The sequence below is a fragment of the Mycobacterium sp. UNC410CL29Cvi84 genome, from assembly GCF_000686745.1.
GTDB lineage: Bacteria > Actinomycetota > Actinomycetes > Mycobacteriales > Mycobacteriaceae > Mycobacterium > Mycobacterium mucogenicum_B.
In genome coordinates, this window is the sequence record NZ_JMLM01000030.1 from 1 (window position 1) to 15172 (window position 15172).

Sequence of the window (15172 nt, forward strand, 5' to 3'; positions counted from 1 at the left end):
CGCAGCGTGATCGGCAATGCGCTCAAGAAGGCGTGGATCCCGTTGCTCATCCTCGCCGTGGCCCTGGTCGCCGGCTTCACCGTGCAACGCGTGCGCGGCTACTTCGGCCAGAACCCCGTCATCGTCACCCCGCGCAACTTCGCCGACGACGCCAAACCGTTCAAGCCCAAGGTCGTCACCTACGAGATCACCGGCACCGGCAGCTACGCCGACATCAACTACCTCGACCTGGACGCCAAGCCGCAGCGCATCGACCACGCCCCGCTGCCGTGGAAGCTCACTCTGTCCACCACCGCACCGGCAGCCTCGCCCAACATCGTCGCCCAGGGCGACGGTGACTCCATCACCTGCACCGTCCACGTCGACGACGAACTCAAAGACACCCGAACCTCCACCGGCGTGCACGCCCAGACCTTCTGCCTGGTGAAATCTGCATGAGCAACCACAGCCTCGATACCCCGACCGACTCGTTTCCCAAGGCGGGACAGGCCCCGCACCGGCCGCTGATCCCGCGGGTGATCCGCACGCTCGCGATCCCCGTCATCCTGGCGTGGATCGGCATCGTCGTCATGCTCAGCACGATCGTCCCCGGGCTCGACGAGGTCGGCAAGATGCGCTCGGTCTCGATGTCGCCGCACGACGCGCCCTCGATGATCGCGATGAAGCAGGTCGGCTCCGACTTCAAGGAATTCGACTCCGACAGCTCGGCGATGGTGGTGCTCGAGGGCGACCAGCCGCTGGATGCCGCCGCCCACGCGTACTACGACCAGATCGTCGCCAAGCTCCAGGCCGACACCGCGCACGTCGAGCACGTCCAGGATTTCTGGAGCGACCCGCTGACCGCGTCGGGCTCCCAGAGCGCCGATGGCAAGTCCGCTTACGTGCAGGTCTACCTGCGCGGTAACCAGGGCGAATCGCTCGCCAACGAGTCCGTCGAGACCGTCGACAAGATCCTCAAGAGCGTCCCCGCGCCCCCAGGCGTGAAGAGCTACATCACCGGTGCGGCCGCCCAGGCCTCCGACATGAACGTCGCCGGTGACCGCAGTTTGAAGGTCATGGAGGCCGTCTCGTTCGCGGTCATCATCATCATGCTGCTACTGGTGTACCGCTCCATCGTGACGGTGCTGATCGAGCTGTTCATCGTGATGGTGCTGGTGGGCGCGGCGCGCGGCCTGGTCGCCGTGCTCGGCTACTACAAGATCATCGGCCTCTCGACGTTCGCCACCAACCTGCTGCCGATGCTGGCCATCGCGGCGGCGACCGACTACGCCATCTTCCTGATCGGCCGATATCAAGAGGCGCGCACCGCCGGGATGTCCAAAGAGGACGCCTACTACGACATGTATCACGGCACGGCGCACGTCATTCTCGGTTCGGGTCTGACGATCGCCGGCGCGACATACTGCCTGCACTTCACCCGGCTGCCGTACTTCCAGACGCTGGGCATCCCGCTGGCCATCGGCATGGTCACCGTGGTGTTCGCCGCGCTGTCCCTCGGGCCGGCCCTCATCACCGTCGTCACCAAGTGGGGGCGGACGCTCGAACCCAAGCGTGAGATGCGGGTCCGCGGCTGGCGCAAGATCGGCGCCGCGATCACCCGCTGGCCGGGCCCGATCCTGGTCGCCACGATCGCGATCGCGTTGGTCGGCCTCGTCGCCATCCCCGGGTACAAGACGAGTTACGACGACCGTCAGTACATGCCAGCGGACCTCACGTCCAACGAGGGGTATGCGGCCGCCACCCGGCACTTCTCCCCGGCCCGCATGAATCCTGACCTCCTGCTGGTCCAGACCGACCACGACCTGCGTAACCCGGCCGACTTCCTCGTGATCAACAAGATCGCGAAAGCCGTTGTGGCCGTTCCCGGTATCGCTCAGGTGCAGGCCATCACCCGGCCCGAGGGCACGCCCATCGAGCACTCGACCATCCCGTTCCAGCTGGGCATGCAGAGCACCACGCAGGTGATGAACCAGAAGTACCAGCAGGACATGATGAACGATATGCAGAAGCAGATCGGTGACATCCAGGTGAGCATCGACACCATGACCAAGATGCAGGGCATCACGGTCCAGATGTCGACCGTCATGGACAGCATGGTCGGCAAGATGCACGGGATGCTGTACGACATCGAAGATCTGCGCAACCACATCTCCGATTTCGACGACTTCCTCCGGCCGATCCGCAACTACCTGTACTGGGAACCGCACTGCTACGACATCCCGGTCTGCTGGTCCATGCGTTCGGTGTTCGACACCCTCGACGGCATCGACACGATGACGGACGACTTCCAGACCGTCGTTCCGGACATGGACAAGATGTCCGCGCTGACGAAGCAGATGGTCACGGTCATGCCCCCGCAGATCGAGACCATGAAGAACATGAAGAAGTACATGCAGATGATGTACGCCACCCAGAAGGGGCAGCTGGATCAGCAGGCCGAGGGCCAGAAGAACTCCAGCGCCATGGGTGAGGCCTTCGACAAGTCGAAGAACGACGACTCGTTCTACCTGCCGCCGGAGGCCTTCGACAGTGCCGACTTCAAGCGGGGCATGAAGAACTTCATCTCGCCGGACGGCAAGTCGGTGCGGTTCATCGTGCAGCATGAGGGCAATCCGCTTACGCCCGAAGGCATCTCGAACATCGACTCCATCAAGCTGGCCGCCAAGGAGGCCATCAAGGGCACGCCGCTGGAGGGTTCCAAGATCTACCTGGCCGGTAGCGCGGCAACCTTCCGCGACATGGCCGAGGGCTCCGACTACGACCTGATGATCGCCGGAATCTCTGCTCTCGCACTGATTTTCGTCATCATGCTGATCATCACGCGAGCCGTGGTGGCCGCCGCGGTGATCGTCGCGACGGTGGCGATCTCGCTGGGCGCGTCGCTGGGTATGTCGATCCTGATCTGGCAGTACCTGATCGGCCTACCGTTGCACTGGATGGTGATACCGATGTCGGTGATCATCCTGTTGGCCGTGGGCGCTGACTACAACCTGCTGCTGGCGGCACGGTTCAAGGAAGAGATCCATGCCGGCCTGAACACCGGCATCATCCGGGCCATGGGCAGCACCGGTTCGGTGGTCACCAACGCCGGCCTGGTCTTCGCCTTCACCATGTCATCGATGATCATCAGTGAGCTGCGCATCATCGGCCAGGTGGGCACCACGATCGGCCTGGGTCTGCTGTTCGACACGCTGGTCGTCCGGTCGTTCATGATGCCGTCGATCGCGGCCCTCATGGGCAAGTGGTTCTGGTGGCCGCAGATCGTGCGTCAGCGCCCGAAACCGGTGCCGTGGCCGACCCCCGCCGAGAAGGTCGACGCGACCGTCTGACCCGCCGTACCCGAAGCGCCGCGCTGAGATCGCCTCTCAGCGCGGCGTTTTTGGTTTACGGACTCTTCTGCGCGTCCGGCCACCCGCTGGCCGGATACGTCGTTTCAACCACGAGGCACGAACAGCCACCCCGACTGAAGCCAGGGACCTGTTCCGGCCGCCGGCGGTCCCTGAGTTCAATCACCGGGGGCAGATTGCTTCGCGATCGAACGCACGCACTGTGCCACGCGCCCGGACCACCCATGGACGCAAAATGCCCGCCTCTGCGCGACGGGGTTGTCGCACAGAGGCGGGCACTGCGTGAGTAGGGGTTGGAATGGCGGGGCCGGCCGGGCCCCTGGTAGCACCGCGGCGGCGCTACCGGTCTACCGGATCAGGCGCCGAAGCCGCGGCCCGTGGACCACGCGAACACCGCGTAGGCCGCAGAACCTGACAGCTGATGGATTTCGGCCTCCGTGCCACCGAGTTCGCGGATGCGGTCGGCGAAGGTCGACTCGATGATGCCCGAACACGTCGACAGCAAGTCCATCAACGATGCGTCCGCCGCCGGCTGTGCCGACTCGAACTGGTTCGGCAAATGCGCTACTGCTCCCACGACCACTCCTGACCTCAAACTGATATTTTCAGCTATCTAATTTTATCGGCTAAGTACCGGTCGTGACTAGGCCTTTTGCCGTGACACTGACCAGTGTACCTAATGCATTGTGGTGTGCGTCACATCGACGCGACCGAGATTCAACTTTGATCGCATCGTTATCACCATTGGTCCCACGGCACACTCCAGTCGCCGTTCTGCCACAGCTGCAAAGGCTTGCCGCCGGTGTTCCGCACCTCGACCACGTCGCCGGGCACGGAGAAGTTGTAGAACCACTGCGCGTTGTCGTGGTTCAGGTTCAGACAGCCATGACTGGTGTTGGTGTTGCCCTGGGCCCACACCGTCGCGTCGAGCTGATGCAGGTACACACCATCGGTACTGACGCGCACCGCGTAGGGGATGGTCTCCTTGTACCCGAGGTGGTTGTTGATCGGCAGGCCGTACGTCGACGAATCCATGACCACCGGATTGCTCTTGTCGAGCACGGTGTAAACCCCAGGTTGGGTCCAGAAACTGAGCGTCTTGCCGTTGACGGTCTCGGTGCCGCCGCGACCCATCGACGTCGGCATGGTCTTCACCAGCGCGCCGCCGTCGTACACGCTGACCTTCTTGGTCGCGTCGTCGGCGATCGATACGTGGGATGCACCGATGCTGAACGTCGGGCCCCCGGCCACCGACACCACGGTGCCCGGTGCCCAGTACTGCGGCGGACGCCAGTGCGCGGTGGTGTTGTTGACCCAGTGCCACGACCCGGTCACCGGCGGGTTGGCGGTCACCACCAGATCCCGCGCGGCGGCGGCCTCATCGACCGGACCGGCGAAGTGCGCGACGATCACCGTGCCGACGCCGTAGGTGGCGCCGTCTCGGATCGGCGCCCCGGAGGTCATGGTGAACGAGACCGGCGGCGGCCCCGGCGGGGGCGCATCGTCGTCTGCGGATGCCACCGCGGTGGGGACGAGAAGGACCGTGGACATTGCTATTACGAACGCGCGTGCCGCCAACATGCGGTCACAGTACCGATGCTCCATTCGCCACCCCCTCTCCGGTGAATCCCTCGTTGTGCCAGCAACATTAGGGACGGGTACTGAGGGCGGCTTAGTCTGCGCCTAAGAATCGGCTGAGTGGCCGAGTAACGCGCGCCACACCGCCGCCAGAGCCCGCGCCGCCGTCACAATCCGTTGCGGTCCAAGGCGAATAGCAGGCGTTCACCTAGCATCGTCACCGATGGTGCACAGGCCCGACGACTCCCCCGCGGTCCCGGTCAAGACCGCCGATCTGGTGCTGTCGGGCGGCGGTGTCAAGGCCATCGGATTGGTCGGCTCCGTCGTCGCTCTCGGCGATGCGGGCTACCGCGTCAGCCGGGTCTCCGGGACGTCGGCCGGGTCCCTGGTGGGCGCCGTCATCGCCGCCGCGAACCGTCGCCAGCCGGCCGGGTGCCAGCTCAGCGGTGACCAACTCCGGGAGCTGGCGATGTCGCTGCCCTACCGCAAATTCCTGGATCCCGTTGGCACCAGCCGAATCCCGGTGGTCGGCAAGTACTGGACGGCCTTCCGCGGCCAGGGGATGTACCGCGGCGACGCCATTCACGACTGGGTCGACGGCGAGCTGCGCAATCTGGGCGTCCGCACTTTCGGCGATCTGGCGCTCGACGACCGCGAGCTGCCGCCGGAGCAGCGCTACCGCCTGGTCGTCACGGTCGCCGACATCACGCGCGGCACGCTGGTCCGGCTGCCGTGGGACTACCGCCGGATGTACGGCCTCGACCCCGACGAACAGTCCGTCGCGGACGCGGTCAGCGCGTCCATGGCCATCCCGTTCTTCTTCCGGCCAGTGACGATCACGAGCGCCTCGGGCACGACGTCGACGCTGATCGACGGCGGCCTGCTGTCGAACTTTCCGATGTACTCGCTGGATCGCACCGACGGCAAGGTCCCGCGCTGGCCCAGCTTCGGCATCACCGTGACGGCCCAGCGACCCGCCCAGGGTGACGGCGACCCGGGCCCGGGTCTGGCACCGGTCGTTGATCTGCCCGGTGCCCCGCACCTCCTGGAGAACCTCATCAACACCGCATTGCTCGGTCATGACCAGACTTATCTGCGGCAGCCGTCCGTCGCGGCGCGCACGATAGTGGTCGACGCGGCCGGCATCGGTTACCTGAATTTCGACATTTCCCAGGCTGACCGGAAGAGGCTATATGACAACGGCTACTCGGCCGCAAACGAATTCCTGAATACCTGGGACTGGCCTGCTTACCTACATCGATTTCACGCGGGTTCGGCGTGAAATCACTGCCACCTCAATAGCGGGGACGCGGTACTCCGTCGGCGCCGATGTTCAGACCCGGGCACAGATGCACCATCGCCATATCCATCACGAAAGTCGCGGAGGCCTTGTTCACCTTCAGGGATTTGGAGATGTCGTTCACGGCATCACCCGTCGGCTGACCGGCGTACACGAACATATTGCAGGTCAGACGCCCAGTTTTGAGTAGGTCGGCATCGCTGCTCTGCATCCGGCCGTGCAGCTCGGTGAGATAGGCGAGTTCCGCGGCATTGGCGGCGGCATTCGTCGGCACGCAGTCGAGCGGATTACCCCGTTCGGCGCAGGCCGCCATCTGGCCCGTTCCGACATCAGCCGATGCGGGGGCAGAAATGCCTAGAGCAGCCACCGCCAGAGCCGCCAACAACTGACCGGTGATCACACGCGCAGTCATCGCAACGACACCTCCCGACCGCCATATAAGACGCTTCCGTCAATTAATGCCCGGCACCGCCCCCGCAGTGTCCGTAACGGAATAATAAAGATTGTTCGGGCATTGCGATAACCGAACGGGAAATGAAGCTTTAACGACCTATGGCCGTAATACCGGCGAAACGCTCAGACCGCGCTACCGGCCACATTTTGTTCGGCGAGCTGCGGCACCACCCCGGCGGCGACCAGACCCAGCTCTCCTGACGGGTCGAGCGCGTCGGGCCACGGCCCGGCCAGCGCGTCGAACTCCACCTGGTGACGGCCCACTGAGCGCTCCACCGCGCGCAGCGACACACTGCAGTCACGGGCCCGGCGGCCACACGAGCACTGCTGGCCGGGGTGCTCGGCGCAGCCGGCCACATAACGTTCGACGGCGGCACGAAGCGTCGGATGCACGGCGCGGGCCAGCGCGATGCTGCGCACCTGGCCTCGGCGCCCGATCCAGCTGGCCACCACGTCTTCACCCATGTCGTCGAGGGCCTGGACGTAAGCCTCCAGTTCGGCGCGCGGTGACGGGTCGCCGGGGGCGGCCGGGCCGACGATTTCGATTACCGCGTGGCCTTGCCAGTCCGCGGGCCGGAAGCGCAGCGTCCGCCGGCCGGACCGCACGATCTGACCGCCCGCGCTCACCATCGCGCCGTCCGGTTGGGCCGTGTCGAACAACCACCGCATGCCGACGAGCAATTCCGGGAGGTGCCGGGTCACGACGCGTTCCGGCCGCTTCGAACCGCCCCCCTGACGCGCCTCGGTCCGAGTATGTCGCCGCGGGACGGGCAGTCCACTGGAATCGATCGTCATTACAGCCTCCCAGCAAAGCCCTCTTGTCCGCCAAAGACCGGCGTACACCCTCATTAGAGCACGGCAATGGGCGGCCCGACGATACGTCAAACGACTGACATTGGACAGTTCTCGCTAATGTCGCGAGCCGACTCACAGGTAACGTCTGGACCACGCGCCCCACGTGAAACGTCGGTTACATATTGGTATTTACCTGCTATTTTTTGGACACCAACCGGCGAAACGGCCCAGCCACCAAAAGTGGGCCGGTTAATGACACACCGACATCCAGCTAATAGTCCGATAAAGTACATACCTAAGGTATGCTTCTCGTTTCCGGTCACCCCGTCGGCCACCCGTCATCAATATTTACGTTGTCGGCAAACTGCCTCACGGGCACTGACGCACACCGCTTCGAGGCGCGGCGCACCCGCGCGACCACGGTTGCGTCGCGTGTTAGCAGCGCCATTTCGCGGGGCAGATGCAAGACTCACGACGTGCACCCGATCCGCTCGCGCCGTAGTTTCCTGGCACTGGCCGCCGGTGCAGCCGGTGCCGCGGTGGTCGCCGCATGCTCCAAGCCGCCGGCCTCGGGCACCGTCGCCGGCGACGGGTCGGTCACGATCAATCACGCATTCGGATCCACGCGCATTCCGGGACCACCGAAGAGTGTGGTGTGCGCCGGCCTCACCGGGCAGGACGAACTGCTGGCCGTCGGCGTCGTACCGATCGCCGTGACCGAGTGGTTCGGAAACCAGCCGTTCGCCGTGTGGCCATGGGCCCTACCCGCGCTCGGCCCGGCCCAGCCGGCCGTCCTGAACCTCAATGACGGCATCCAGGTGGACAAGATTTCCGCGCTGAAGCCCGACCTCATCATCGCCACCAACGCCGGATTGGACGCCGACACCTACAAGAAGCTGTCGGCGATTGCCCCGACGATCGCCCAGTCCGGCCAGGACGCCTTCTTCGAGCCCTGGAAGGAGCAGGCGACCGTCATCGGGCAGGCCGTCTTCAAGGCCGACGACATGAAGCGACTCATCGACGGTGTCGACGCCAAGTTCGCCGGCGCCGGCCAGGCCAACCCGCGGCTCGGTGGCCGAAAGATGTTGATCGTCAACGGTCTTCCGACTGCCGCCGGCGTCGAGATCACACCGGCGGGCTGGCGCACCGACTTCCTCACCGAGATGGGCATCGCCCTCCCGGCCGGGCTGGACTCGTTCACCAAGGGACAACACGGTTTCGTGCCCCGCGACCAGATCGCCACGGCCTTCCGCGACGCCGACGTGCTGATCTGGACGCTCGACGCCGACGATCAGCGGCCCGCGGTGCTGGCCGACCCGACCGTCGCACAACTGAGCCAGGCCAAGTCCAACCGGATCGTCTTCCCCAACAAGGATCTGTCCGCGGCCATCACGTTCGCCTCGGTGCTGTCCTACCCCGCCGTGGCCGACCAGCTGCCACCCCAGCTGACCGCGGCGCTGGCCTGAGGTTGCACTCGCCGCCCTGCCTGCCAAGATGTTCGACGTGACCGTCGCCGAGCGCCCCGAACAGCACGCCCGCTTCGCGCAAGTCGGATCGGCCTACTATCCGATCCTGATCGCGGTGTTCACGGCCCTGGTGATCATTTCCAACGTCACCGCCACCAAGGGCGTGGCCTTCGGCCCGATCATCACCGACGGCGGCTTCATCGTCTTCCCGCTCACCTACATCATCGGCGACGTGTTGTCGGAGGTGTACGGCTTCAAGGCCGCGCGGCGGGCCATCTATCTCGGCTTCGCCATGAATATCCTTGCCGCCCTGACCTTCTGGGCGACGATCTACCTGCCGGCCGCCGACTTCTACCCGAACCAGGCGCACTTCGAGAACGTCGTGCACTCCTACACGCAGCTGATCATCGCCGGGCTCGCCGGCTTCATCGTCGGGCAGACGATCAATGCGTGGGTCGTGGTGGCCATCAAGGAACGCACCAAGGAGAAGCACCTGTGGGCGCGCCTGGTCGGCTCGACGTTCGCCGGGCAACTCGGTGACACGCTGGTGTTCTGCGCCATCGCCGCCAATGCCATCGGCATCAGCACCTTCCACGACTTCGCCGTCTACACCGGCCAGGGCTGGCTGTACAAGACCGCCGTCGAGATCGTTTTCCTGCCGGTGACGTACCGGGTGATCAGCTACATCAAGCGCCGCGAACCGACGTACGAATTTGCTGTCTGAGCGCTCATTAAGGCTCTTCTGGCGAGTGCGTAAGGACGCGTTAATTACGGGCTACCCGCGGGTAGGTTGGGGTGATGACCGTCACAGTGGACAAAGTTGACACGACGATGCTCGGCACCGTCCGCGACTATGGCGACCAGGCGCTGCTCCTGGAATTGAACAGCACCGCCGAGGTCCTGGCGTGGACCGACACGCTGAAAGCGGCGAACCTGCCCGGTGTCCTGGACATCGTCCCGGCATCGCGGACCATCCTGGTCAAGCTCGCCGCACCGCGATATCGCATCCCCACCGAGCAGCGGCTGTCCAAGCTCCGCCTCGGGGAGATCGACAACGCCGAGGCCAGCGCCCCGCAGCAGCCCGACTTGATCATCGACGTCGTGTACGACGGCATGGATCTCGACGAGGTCGCCAAGCTGACCGGGCTGACCCCGGACGAGGTGGTCGCCGCACACACCGGGTCGCTGTGGCGCGTCGCGTTCGGCGGCTTCACGCCGGGCTTCGCCTATCTGGTCGGTGGCGACGAGCGACTCCAGGTCCCGCGCCGCAGCGAGCCGCGCACGCGCGTGCCGGCGGGCTCGGTGGCCCTCGCCGGGGAGTTCGGCGGCGTCTACCCCCGCGAGACCCCGGGCGGCTGGCAGTTGATCGGCCGGACCGACGCCACGCTGTGGGACCTCGAACGGGAACAGCCGGCGTTGCTGGTTCCGGGCATGCACGTGCAATTCCGGGCGATCGGTTAGGAGCGCGACCATGACCGCAACACTCGAAATCCTGAAGACCGGCCCGCTCGCGCTCGTCGAGGATCTGGGCCGGCCCGGCCTGGCCCACATGGGTGTCAGCCGCTCGGGCGCGGCCGATCGCCGCTCGCATACGCTGGCCAACCGGCTGGTGGCCAACCCGAACGACCGCGCCACCATCGAGGTGACGTTCGGCGGCTTCTCCGCCCGGGTTCACGGCGGCGGCAAAGAGGGCGTGGCGGTGGCCGTCACCGGCGCCGACGCCGACCCCTCCGCGAACGGAATCCCGTTCGGCACCAACAGCATCCACTACGCACACGACGGTGAGGTGATCTCCCTGGGTGCACCCCGCACCGGTCTGCGTAGTTACGTCGCGGTCCGCGGCGGCTTCGTCGTCGACCCCGTGCTCGGCTCCCGCAGCTACGACGTCATGTCGGCGATCGGCCCGCGGCCGCTGCAGGCCGGAGACCTGCTGACCATCGGTGCGCACCCCGCGGAGTTCCCCGAGCTGGATCAGGCGCCCGTGGCGGCCATCGCCGAGGACCTGCTGGAACTGCTGGTGGTCCCCGGTCCGCGGGATGACTGGTTCGTCGACCCCGACGCTCTGGTGCACACCGAGTGGGTCGTGACCGATCGCAGCGACCGCGTCGGCATGCGCCTCAACGGGCGGCCACTGCAGCACCGCTGGCCGGACCGCCAGCTGCCCAGCGAGGGCGCCACGCGGGGGGCAATCCAGGTGCCGCCCAACGGTTTACCGGTGATTCTCGGCCCCGACCATCCGGTCACCGGCGGGTACCCGGTGATCGGTGTCGTCGCCGACCACGACATCGACAAGGTGGGGCAGATCCGGCCCGGACAGCACGTGCGGATGCACTGGTCCAAGCCGCGTCAACCGTTCGGTGCCTGAACCCGCGCAGGCACCAGCGCGGGCTGCGCAATCCTGGTAGAACGAGGGGGTGCACCCCACGGATCTCTCCCGCGTACACAACGTTCACACGGCGCGGTTGGTCCACACCGCTGATCTCGATGCCGAGACCCGCGAGGGTGCGCGGCAGATGGTCATCGACGCCTACGACGGCGATTTCTCGGATGCCGACTGGGAGCACTGCCTGGGTGGCATGCATGCGTTGATCTGCCGGCACGGCGCGATCATCGCGCACGGCGCTGTCGTCCAGCGCCGGCTGATCTACCGCAACTCCGCCCTGCGGTGCGGTTACGTCGAAGCCGTTGCGGTCCGCGAGGACTGGCGGGGCCAGGGGCTGGCGACGGCGGTCCTCGACGCCGTCGAGCAGGTGGTCCGCGGCGCCTACGAGATCGGGGCACTCAGTTCCTCGGACGCGGGTCGGCCGATCTACACCGCGCGGGGTTGGCTGCCGTGGCGGGGCACGACGTCCGTGCTGGCGCCGGCCGGTGTCAATCGCACGCCCGAAGACGACCATTCGCTGTTCGTGCTGCCGGTTTCGGTCGAGGTCGACACCACCGCCGACATCACCTGTGACTGGCGCGACGGCGACGTCTGGTGAAGGCTTGTGAGGTTTTTCCGCGCAAAACCCCAGTTCAGCCCTGCATGTGACACAAACGTCACCCTTTCCGGAGCGGCGACACCGCTGAGCAATGGCTGGGTAACCAGCCGGAAACACGCTGTCCCTTCACTGAACGCATGAGTGATCCCGAACGGGCCCCGCTCACCGGATTTCGGGTGGCGGTGACTTCCGCACGACGTGCCGATGAGCTGTGCACCCTGCTGCGCCGCCGCGGCGCGACGGTGATCGCTGCCCCCGCCATCTCGATGGTCCCGCTGCCCGACGACGACGAGCTCCGCACGAATACCCAGGCGCTACTCGAAGTGCCGCCCGACGTCCTGATCGCCACGACCGGCATCGGATTCCGCGGCTGGATGTCCGCCGCCGACGACTGGGGCCTGTCAAGTGAACTGACCGATGCCCTCAGCCGCGCCCGGATCGTCTCACGCGGACCCAAAGCCACCGGCGCGCTGCGGGCGGCCGGCCTGCCCGAGGAATGGTCGCCCGATTCCGAGTCGTCCCGCGAGGTGCTGGGCTACCTGCTGCAGGGTGGCATCTCCGGCATGCGGATCGCCGTTCAGCTGCACGGCGCCACCGATGAATGGGACCCGTTCCCCGAGTTTCTCGACGAGCTGCGCCGCGCCGGCGCCGACGTCGTCCCCATCAGGGTGTACCGGTGGCAGCCGGTGCCGTCCGGCGGTGCGTTCGACTCGCTGGTCGGCGATATCGCCGAGCGCCGGCTCGACGCCGTCAGCTTCACCTCGGCGCCCGCAGTCGCGGCGACGCTGATGCGCGCGACCGAACTCGGCGTCAATGAGCAAGTGCTGGACGCGTTTCGGGGCCCGGTGCACGCCATGTGCGTCGGGCCGGTGACAGCGCGGCCGCTGGCCCGGCTCGGGGTGCCGACATCCGCTCCCGAGCGCATGCGCCTGGGAGCGCTGGCGCGCCACATCGCCGATGAGCTGCCCGTGCTGCAGACCCGGAAGCTGCGGGCAGCCGGACACGATCTCGAGATCCGCGGCACCTGCGTCGTGGTCGACGGTGTCGTCAAGGACCTTTCGCCGGCCGGGATGTCCATCGTGCGGGCGCTGGCGCTGCGGCCGGGTGCGGTGGTGTCACGGCAGGAACTGCTGGCCGCGTTGCCGGGCAGCGGGTCGGACACCCATGCCGTCGAGACCGCGGTGCTGCGCCTGCGAACCACGTTGGGCGACAAGGAGATCGTCGCGACCGTGGTGAAGCGCGGCTACCGGCTGGCGGTCGACGACTACTCGGCAGGTGCGCGATGAACCCCGTCCTCGTTGCCCACGGCACCCGCAAGGGCTCGGGTGTCGCGATGATCGGCAAGCTGGCCGAGCAGGTCAGCGGACTGTTGGACCGCCGCGTGCACACCGCGTTCGTCGACGTCCTCGGGCCCACACCGGCCGAGGTGCTGTCGGCGCTGCCGCCCGGCCCGGCCGTCGTCGTTCCGGCCTTCCTGTCGTCGGGCTACCACGTCCACAACGACATTCCCGCAGGTATCGCCGAAAGCGGCCACCGGGACGTCACAGTGGCGCCGGCGCTCGGGCCCTCGACCGCGATGGTCCGGGTGCTCGCCGACCGGCTCATCGAATCAGGCTGGCGGCCATCGGATTCCGTGGTACTGGCCGCTGCCGGCACCTCAGACCCGCGCGCTGCCGGCGACCTGCGCCGGACGTGCGCCATGCTGTCGGCGACGCTGGGCAGCCGCGTCGAGCTCGCGTTCGCGATCAATGGCACGCACTGGGTCGGCGACGTGGTGGCCCGGCTGCGGAAGCGTGGCGCCGAGCGCATCGCCGTGGCGTCATACCTCTTGGCCGACGGACTCTTTCAGGACCGCCTGTACACCTGCGGCGCCGACGTCGTGACCGACCCGCTGGGCCTGCACCCGGGCGTGGCCAAGCTGGTGGCACACCGTTTCCGGACGGCCCGGTTGTCACTGGCCGCGTAGGTTTTCGGCCGAAACTCAAGGGGTACCGCCCATTTGTGGGGGATATCGCGGCCCATACTGGAGGCATGGCCAAGCGGACGGGCAATGACGTAGCGCTGGACACCTACCGCTTTCTGCGGGGCGGCATGGTGGTCATGGCCGTCCTGCTGGGTGCGGCACTGGCTGTCGAGCGCGCGCACGCCACGTGCTGGCAGACGTCGATCAGCGCCTACTACTTCACCACCACGCACGCGGTGTTCATCGGCGCACTGTTCGCGATCGGCGCCATGCTCATCGTTTACCAGGGCGCCAGCGACACCGAGAACACCCTGCTCAACCTGGCCGGGGTACTGGCCTTCGTGATCGCCGTCGTCCCCACCACGCGACCCGTACTGCAGTGCGGCACAGCTGATCCCGTGGCCGTACAGACCGGCTCGGCCGTGCTGTTCAACGCCTGGACGGTCACGGTCATCCTTGCCGGTTCACGTGCCGCGTCGTGGTTGTTGTTCCGGCCCAATCGGGCCGGCACCATGCTCGGTTCCGCCGCGAGGTGGCTACAGCGCGCGGTGCTCGGGACCGGCGTCGTGGTGCTGATCGTGGCACCGGACTGGTTCCGGATCAACGCCCACGGCATTGCCGCGGCCGTCATGTTCGGCGCCATCGTGCTGACGGTGTTCAGCTCGGCGTTCGGCACCGCCCCGGCGTGCGGAAGTCGTTACCGCGGCGCCTACCAGACGATCTCACTGTTGATGGCCGCCACCTTGCTGACCGTGGTGGTGCTGCACCTGAGCCTCGACGGCTTCAATCACGCGGTGCTGATCGCGGAGATCGCACTGATCATCGAGTTCACGGCGTACTGGGTGTTGCAGACCATCGAGGACAACAGTTGCGCGCGCTGACGGCCCAGCCGTGTCGGCGCTGTCTGCACCACATGCGATTCCGAGCCGTCAACTTTCGTTGACTGTCAAGGAAAGTGGCTCTGTTGACGTATGTGTGGGTCATTGTCGGCCGGGGAGCGCTGGTCGGTGTCCTCCGAGGGTGAGCATGGCCAGGGCGATCAGGGGCTCGGGTGTGGCGAAGCCGTAGGCGACGCGGGTGATGAGCCGGATCTTGGTGTTGACCGATTCGATGAGTCCGTTGGACAGACCATGTTCGATGGCGGCCAGTATCTGGGTGCGGTGACGGGTAACGCGTTGTTGCAGTAGGACGAACGATTCGATGCGACAGCGCCGCGCCCATGAGATCCAGCGGTCGAGGGCGTCGGCGGCGTGGTCGGTGGGCAGTGTGAAGATCGTGCGCAGGGCCTC

15 protein-coding genes and 1 pseudogene are annotated in these 15172 nt (G+C 66.3%); 11 read left to right on the forward strand and 5 right to left on the reverse strand.

Annotation, left to right across the window (positions count from 1 at the left end; all coding sequences use genetic code 11):
- Window positions 1–6: 6 nt before the first annotated feature.
- Window positions 7–438 carry an MmpS family transport accessory protein gene (locus BR47_RS0126870; protein ID WP_029119471.1) on the forward strand — a complete coding sequence of 144 codons (432 nt, stop codon included), beginning with the start codon at window positions 7–9 and terminating at the stop codon, window positions 436–438.
- Window positions 435–3329: an MMPL/RND family transporter gene (locus BR47_RS0126875; RefSeq protein ID WP_020103535.1), complete on the forward strand. Its 2895-nt coding sequence runs from the start codon at window positions 435–437 to the stop codon at window positions 3327–3329. Before BR47_RS0126870 ends, BR47_RS0126875 begins: the two co-directional genes overlap by 4 nt.
- Window positions 3330–3702: 373 nt before the next feature.
- Here the strand turns inward: BR47_RS0126875 and BR47_RS0126880 are convergent, their stop codons facing one another.
- Both BR47_RS0126880 and BR47_RS0126885 read right to left on the reverse strand, forming a co-directional pair.
- On the reverse strand, window positions 3703–3924 hold the full coding sequence (locus BR47_RS0126880; RefSeq protein ID WP_131810278.1) for a hypothetical protein: 222 nt from the start codon (window positions 3922–3924) through the stop codon (window positions 3703–3705).
- Window positions 3925–4085: 161 nt separating this feature from the next.
- Window positions 4086–4841 (reverse strand): annotated as a pseudogene (locus BR47_RS0126885) (L,D-transpeptidase); the annotation flags it as partial.
- Between the two features lie 307 nt (window positions 4842–5148).
- Between BR47_RS0126885 and BR47_RS0126890 the strand changes: the two are divergent.
- Window positions 5149–6207: a patatin-like phospholipase family protein gene (locus BR47_RS0126890; protein WP_020103532.1), complete on the forward strand. Its 1059-nt coding sequence runs from the start codon at window positions 5149–5151 to the stop codon at window positions 6205–6207.
- A 13-nt stretch (window positions 6208–6220) separates the two neighbouring features.
- On the opposite strand, the gene BR47_RS0126895 is transcribed toward BR47_RS0126890, so the two are convergent.
- Entirely contained in the window at window positions 6221–6637 is a 417-nt protein-coding gene (locus BR47_RS0126895) for a DUF732 domain-containing protein (protein WP_081633538.1), read from the reverse strand.
- 164 nt (window positions 6638–6801) lie between these two features.
- The gene (locus BR47_RS31605; RefSeq protein WP_020103530.1) at window positions 6802–7380 is read right to left on the reverse strand and encodes a hypothetical protein; all 579 of its coding nucleotides are present in this window, start codon (window positions 7378–7380) and stop codon (window positions 6802–6804) included.
- 569 nt (window positions 7381–7949) lie between these two features.
- Between BR47_RS31605 and BR47_RS0126905 the strand changes: the two genes are divergently transcribed.
- The 8 genes from BR47_RS0126905 to BR47_RS31610 all read left to right on the forward strand — a co-directional run bounded on the left by BR47_RS0126905 (window position 7950) and on the right by BR47_RS31610 (window position 14764).
- Entirely contained in the window at window positions 7950–8939 is a 990-nt protein-coding gene (locus BR47_RS0126905) for an ABC transporter substrate-binding protein (RefSeq protein ID WP_081831414.1), read from the forward strand.
- A 28-nt stretch (window positions 8940–8967) separates the two neighbouring features.
- Window positions 8968–9663, forward strand: coding sequence for a queuosine precursor transporter (locus tag BR47_RS0126910; protein ID WP_020103528.1), 696 nt, complete (start codon window positions 8968–8970; stop codon window positions 9661–9663).
- A 74-nt stretch (window positions 9664–9737) separates the two neighbouring features.
- Window positions 9738–10400 carry a 5-oxoprolinase subunit B family protein gene (locus tag BR47_RS0126915; protein ID WP_020103527.1) on the forward strand — a complete coding sequence of 221 codons (663 nt, stop codon included), beginning with the start codon at window positions 9738–9740 and terminating at the stop codon, window positions 10398–10400.
- Between the two features lie 10 nt (window positions 10401–10410).
- Window positions 10411–11304 (forward strand): 5-oxoprolinase/urea amidolyase family protein, encoded by an 894-nt coding sequence (locus BR47_RS0126920; protein ID WP_020103526.1) that lies wholly within the window; start codon window positions 10411–10413, stop codon window positions 11302–11304.
- Window positions 11305–11353: 49 nt separating this feature from the next.
- Window positions 11354–11920: a GNAT family N-acetyltransferase gene (locus tag BR47_RS0126925; protein ID WP_020103525.1), complete on the forward strand. Its 567-nt coding sequence runs from the start codon at window positions 11354–11356 to the stop codon at window positions 11918–11920.
- Between the two features lie 137 nt (window positions 11921–12057).
- On the forward strand, window positions 12058–13206 hold the full coding sequence (locus BR47_RS0126930) for a uroporphyrinogen-III synthase (RefSeq protein ID WP_020103524.1): 1149 nt from the start codon (window positions 12058–12060) through the stop codon (window positions 13204–13206).
- The gene (locus BR47_RS0126935; RefSeq protein ID WP_029121382.1) at window positions 13203–13886 is read left to right on the forward strand and encodes a sirohydrochlorin chelatase; all 684 of its coding nucleotides are present in this window, start codon (window positions 13203–13205) and stop codon (window positions 13884–13886) included. The genes BR47_RS0126930 and BR47_RS0126935 overlap by 4 nt, the downstream gene beginning before the upstream one ends.
- Before the next feature lie 65 nt (window positions 13887–13951).
- Window positions 13952–14764 carry a hypothetical protein gene (locus BR47_RS31610; protein ID WP_051635039.1) on the forward strand — a complete coding sequence of 271 codons (813 nt, stop codon included), beginning with the start codon at window positions 13952–13954 and terminating at the stop codon, window positions 14762–14764.
- Between the two features lie 99 nt (window positions 14765–14863).
- Here the strand turns inward: BR47_RS31610 and BR47_RS0126945 are convergent.
- On the reverse strand, window positions 14864–15172 hold a 309-nt coding region (locus BR47_RS0126945), incomplete at its 5' end, for an ISL3 family transposase (protein WP_029121094.1).